At 59.7% G+C, this 3,718-nt stretch carries 5 protein-coding genes; 1 reads left to right on the forward strand and 4 read right to left on the reverse strand.

All coding sequences use genetic code 11. The features are described 5' to 3' along the window. Nucleotides 1-248 precede the first annotated feature (248 nt). On the forward strand, nucleotides 249-1,169 hold the full coding sequence (gene ppk2 / locus EN939_RS24920; protein ID WP_127270468.1) for a polyphosphate kinase 2: 921 nt from the start codon (nucleotides 249-251) through the stop codon (nucleotides 1,167-1,169). 48 nt (nucleotides 1,170-1,217) lie between these two features. Here ppk2 and EN939_RS24925 read toward each other — a convergent pair whose 3' ends face one another. The 4 genes from EN939_RS24925 to hemB form a co-directional block, all read right to left on the reverse strand. Further along, complete coding sequence (locus EN939_RS24925) at nucleotides 1,218-1,865, reverse strand: dihydrofolate reductase family protein (RefSeq protein WP_127270469.1); 648 nt, start codon at nucleotides 1,863-1,865, stop codon at nucleotides 1,218-1,220. 236 nt (nucleotides 1,866-2,101) lie between these two features. Continuing rightward, nucleotides 2,102-2,452: a HepT-like ribonuclease domain-containing protein gene (locus EN939_RS24930; protein ID WP_127270471.1), complete on the reverse strand. Its 351-nt coding sequence runs from the start codon at nucleotides 2,450-2,452 to the stop codon at nucleotides 2,102-2,104. Further along, nucleotides 2,452-2,748, reverse strand: coding sequence for a nucleotidyltransferase family protein (locus EN939_RS24935; RefSeq protein ID WP_127270472.1), 297 nt, complete (start codon nucleotides 2,746-2,748; stop codon nucleotides 2,452-2,454). The genes EN939_RS24930 and EN939_RS24935 overlap by 1 nt, the downstream gene beginning before the upstream one ends. A 40-nt stretch (nucleotides 2,749-2,788) precedes the next feature. Next, on the reverse strand, nucleotides 2,789-3,718 hold a 930-nt coding region (gene hemB / locus EN939_RS24940), incomplete at its 5' end, for a porphobilinogen synthase (protein ID WP_127270474.1).

Here is a 3,718-nt window from a genome sequence, read left to right on the forward strand (position 1 = left end):
GGCTGGGGAGGGCGCCCGAATGTGGCCGCTATTTGTAGGACAATTTGCGCGACTTGTCGCCATGCCAGGACGCCGGATCGATCATGCCTGGCGGGATTGGCAGCGGCGGCGATCACGCTCGGGCTGCAATAAAACCGTCATTGCAGGCCTATATTGAAGTCGGCTCAGGCGTTGCCGTTCCGGGCTGTAAGCCGGAGTTTGGGGCGCCGGACGTGGATCGACAGAGCTTGCAAGTGGAGCAGCCGATAATGACCGAGCTAAAACAGAATTCTCCGGCCAGGGATTGGCTTGAAGCCGAGCTCGCCGACACGCTCGACGAAGACTATGAGCTCGAAATGTCGGAGCCGGCGCTGTCGATGGAGATCGCCAAGATCTACAAGAACTCGCATCCGCCTTCGATCGATCGCATGCAGTATTTTCGCGACCTGATCACCCTGCAGTCCGAATTGATCAAGCTGCAGTCCTGGGTCGCCTACCACAAGAAGAAGCTGGTGGTGATCTTCGAGGGACGCGATTCGGCCGGCAAGGGCGGTGTCATCAAGCGCATCACCCAGCGGCTCAATCCGCGCATCTGCCGCGTCGTGGCACTGCCGGCGCCGACCGAGCGCGAAAAGTCGCAATGGTATTTCCAGCGCTATGTCCCGCATCTGCCGGCCGGCGGCGAGATCGTGCTGTTCGACCGCTCATGGTACAACCGCTCGGGCGTCGAGCGGGTGATGGGCTTTGCCCAGCCCGATCAGGTCGAAGAATTCTTTCACGACGTGCCGGAGTTCGAGCGCATGCTGGTCCGCTCGGGCATCACCGTGGTCAAATACTGGTTCTCGATCACCGACGAGGAACAGCAGATGCGCTTCCTGATGCGCATCCATGATCCAATGAAGCAGTGGAAACTGTCGCCGATGGATCTGCAGTCGCGTGTGCGCTGGGAGCAGTACACCAAGGCCAAGGAAGAGACCTTCGCCCGCACCAACATCCCGGAAGCGCCTTGGTTCATCGTCGAGGGCAACGACAAGAAGCGCGCGCGGCTGAACTGCATCGACCATCTGCTCAAGCAGCTGCCTTACGAGGAAGTGCCGCACGAGGAGATCACTTTGCCGGAGCGCGTCTTCAACCCCGAATACGAGCGCCAGGTGCTGCCGCGCGAGCTCTACGTGCCGGAGAAGTATTGATGGATCGCTCCCTTCTCCCCGTATAGTGACGGGGAGAAAAAGCTGTAACTACGCCCGCTTGATGGTGACGTGCGTGGCAAGCGGCGTCGCCACCTGCTCGCTGCAGATATAGCCCAGCTTGAGCATATCGAGGCCGGCGAAAAGGTTCTCGCCCGAGCCGAGCAGCACCGGCGCGATCGCCAGATGCATCTCGTCGATCAGTTTTTCCTGCAGATATTGCCGGATGGTGGCGACGCCGCCGCCGACCCGCACGTCCTTGCCGCCAGCGGCAGCCTTAGCCTGTTCAAGAGCTGAATGGATACCGTCAGTGACGAAGTGGAAAGTCGTGCCGCCCTCCATCGTGATCGGTTCCCGCTTGTGATGGGTGAGCACGAAAACCGGCACATGATAGGGCGGGTTGTCGCCCCACCAGCCCTTCCAGCTGTCGTCAGGCCACTCGCCGCGGATCGGCCCGAACATGTTGCGGCCGAGGATCCAGGCGCCGACATTCTCGAAGCTGCGCGCCGCGAACGCCTCGTTGACGTCGGTGGTGCCGCCATCTTGTCCGAGCACCTTCTCGCGGAAGGTGCAGGTGTCGACAAACCACTTGTGCAAGGATTCCCCACCGACGCCGAGAGGATTTTGCAGATCCTGATCGGGACCGGCGCCATAGCCGTCGAGCGACAGGGTGAAAGCGTTGACGCGAAGTTTGGACATGCGAGCCTCCTCGATAACCGGTTGTATTTTGCAAGCAGTTGTTTTGTAGCAAACTGATTGTGAATTGCAAGCGGTATTTTAGAGAACTTTGCCGCACCGCACGTGCAGAGCAGAAAGATCCGGCAGTCTCGACGCGAGCAAATGTTCCGTTGCCATGCAATTGCTTGTGACGAGAGAAATATCGCGGTTCCTTCCTTGCGACGCGAACAGGATGCAGCCGCAAGTGTCAGCCAAAACTATCGGCGCTGCGACGCTTCGAGCATACGTTCGACAGCAAGACGCAGTGGCGGCAGGCTGTCGGTCACCACCGGCCATACTATCGCACCGGAGGTTTTGTGATATTCGTGACGCAAAACGTTGCCTATCCCACGAACTTGTTTCCATGGAATCTCGGGAGCAAGTGCTGCCAAATCATCTGGAATGTGCCGGGCAGCTTCGGAAATGATTTCGATCCCGCGCTCGATGCCATGTCGGAGCAGCCAGTCGCTATTAAAGTCATCCAACGTCTTGCCCGCGGCGGCAGCAGAGATGCCGTCCAGGGCCTCCATGATTTCGGCTAGAATCGGTTCGATCCGGCGCACTGCCATCAAAATATGCGCACAGCAGATTGTTCGATGTCGGCCTTCAACATGGGATTGAGGCTGTCGCGGGTGGTGATATCGATCTCCGCTGACATCTTCTCCTCAAGAAATTGCTTGATGCCGACCAGATCAATCAGCGAAAAGCGTCTTGCAGGATCATAATCGATGAAGAGGTCGAGATCGCTGTCAGGTCCTGCGTCGCCCCGTAAAATCGATCCGAACAGATAAAGCGAAGTCGCGCCCATGCCTTTGATGGCATCTGCATTTCTCTGCAACCGCTTTATCACCTCATTCCTGCTCATGAATTCATTCTAGCGGATTGCGTTAAAATTCCAAAGCGACCTAGCGGCCTCCCTTCAGCATCTCCGCCACTTCGGGTGCGAAATAGGTCAGGATGCCGTCGCACCCGGCGCGCTTGAAGGCGAGCAGCGATTCCAGCATTGCCTTCTCGCCGTCGATCCAGCCATTGGCGCCTGCCGCCTTGATCATCGAATATTCGCCCGACACCTGGTAGGCGAAGGTCGGCATCTGGAACTCGTCCTTCAGCCGCCGGATGATGTCGAGATAGGGCAGGCCGGGCTTGACCATCAGCATGTCGGCGCCCTCGGCGATGTCCTGTTCGGCCTCCCTCACCGCCTCGTCGGAATTGGCATGGTCGATGTAATAGGTCTTCTTGTCGCCCTTGAGCAGACCGGCGGTGCCCACCGCCTCGCGATAGGGACCGTAGAAGGCCGAGGCGAATTTGGTCGCATAGGACATGATCGCGACGTCCTGAAAACCATTGGCGTCAAGCGCGTCCCGGATGGCGCCGATGCGGCCGTCCATCATGTCGGACGGCGCGATGATGTCGGCGCCGGCGGCCGCCTGGATGACGGCAGCGGCGGTCACCTGTTCCACCGTCTCATCATTGACGATGATGCCGTCGCGCAGGATGCCGTCATGGCCGTGGCTGGTGAATGGGTCGAGCGCGGCGTCGGTGATGATGCCGATCTGCGGCACCGCATCCTTGATCGCACGGGTGGCGCGGTTGATGACATTGTCGGGATCGAGGATATGCGAGCCGGTCTGGTCGCGCAGCGAGATGTCCACATTGGGGAAGGTGGCGAGTGCCGGAATGCCGAGTTTCGCCGCGCGCTCGGCCTCCTTGACGGCGAGATCGATCGACAGGCGGAAGACGCCGGGCATGGCGGCGATCGGCTCGCGGACACCCTTGCCCTCGACGACGAAGATCGGCCAGATCAGGTCGTCGACCGTGAGCCGGTTCTCCTGCAC

Origin of the sequence: Mesorhizobium sp. M7A.F.Ca.CA.002.05.1.1, assembly GCF_003998335.1 — a bacterium.
GTDB lineage: Bacteria > Pseudomonadota > Alphaproteobacteria > Rhizobiales > Rhizobiaceae > Mesorhizobium.

Coding starts and splice junctions, on each gene's coding strand:
- ppk2 (WP_127270468.1), top strand. CDS start 249: ATGACCGAGCTAAAACAGAATTCTCCGGCCAGGGATTGGCTTGAAGCC.
- EN939_RS24925 (WP_127270469.1), bottom strand. CDS start 1,865: ATGTCCAAACTTCGCGTCAACGCTTTCACCCTGTCGCTCGACGGCTAT.
- EN939_RS24930 (WP_127270471.1), bottom strand. CDS start 2,452: ATGGCAGTGCGCCGGATCGAACCGATTCTAGCCGAAATCATGGAGGCC.
- EN939_RS24935 (WP_127270472.1), bottom strand. CDS start 2,748: ATGAGCAGGAATGAGGTGATAAAGCGGTTGCAGAGAAATGCAGATGCC.